The organism is Vibrio sp. 03_296 (assembly GCF_002265885.1).
Genome location: NZ_NPKW01000720.1, coordinates 1 through 853 on the forward strand (window position 1 = coordinate 1; position 853 = coordinate 853).

Consider the following 853-nt stretch of genomic DNA (forward strand, 5'->3'; position numbering starts at 1 on the left):
AAGCGATTTTAGTCACACCAAATTTTACCAACCCCACCGGCGCCACCATGACGCTGGAAAAACGTCTGGCCCTTTTACAAATCAGCCATGATGTGCCGATCATTGAAGACGACGTATTTGGCGCATTGAGTTTTGAAGTAGCCCTTGCCGACCCTAAAACTACACTCGACAAAGCCGAATCGCGTCATTTACGTCAACTCGCTCTCCAAAACTTTAGATTCGCGTTTGCGCATTGGCTGGCTGTTAGCCGGTCGCTACCAGGCTCAGATTGAAAAGCTTTTGCTGTGTGACAATATGGGCAGTTTGAACCTGATGCTAAAGTTGCGATCGCGTCGTTTCTCAACCACGGGCAAATACCGAGCTCACACCGCCAGAATGCGTCGACAATACCAGTGTCAAAGTAAGCGCTTCCACGCCATGCTTAGCAAGGCATTAAATCAGATTCCCACGCTGGAAAATCGCTATCAATTGCATCTCAATCAAGGGTCGTTTTTGCTGTGGTTAATCCTGCCTGAAGGGGTGGATAGCCATGCGTTGTATCTCGATTGTCGCAAAGAAAAAATTAGCCTACTACCGGGGACGGTATTTGGCACACACAACCAATATCAACATTGCGTGCGTTTTTGTGTGGCGAACTTTACTAGTGATAACGATTGGCAGCCCGCCACTCAATACCTTAGTTTGTCTTATCGCTCGTCATCTTTGAGATTCCCCTGTAAACGCTAAGTACATTTCCCTTTACGACACTGCCGTTAACCGTACGAAAGGGAGATTCGTCATTCACAATTCATCATGACATAATGCCCCATTCTTCAGGCAACCATTTTAAAGGACAAAAATGACTGCAACTGCC

Annotated in this window: 1 pseudogene; it reads left to right on the top strand. The window is 46.8% G+C overall.

From position 1 onward, the window contains the following. A pseudogene (locus CIK04_RS27390) lies at positions 1-726 on the top strand (aminotransferase class I/II-fold pyridoxal phosphate-dependent enzyme); the annotation flags it as partial. Positions 727-853 lie beyond the last annotated feature (127 nt).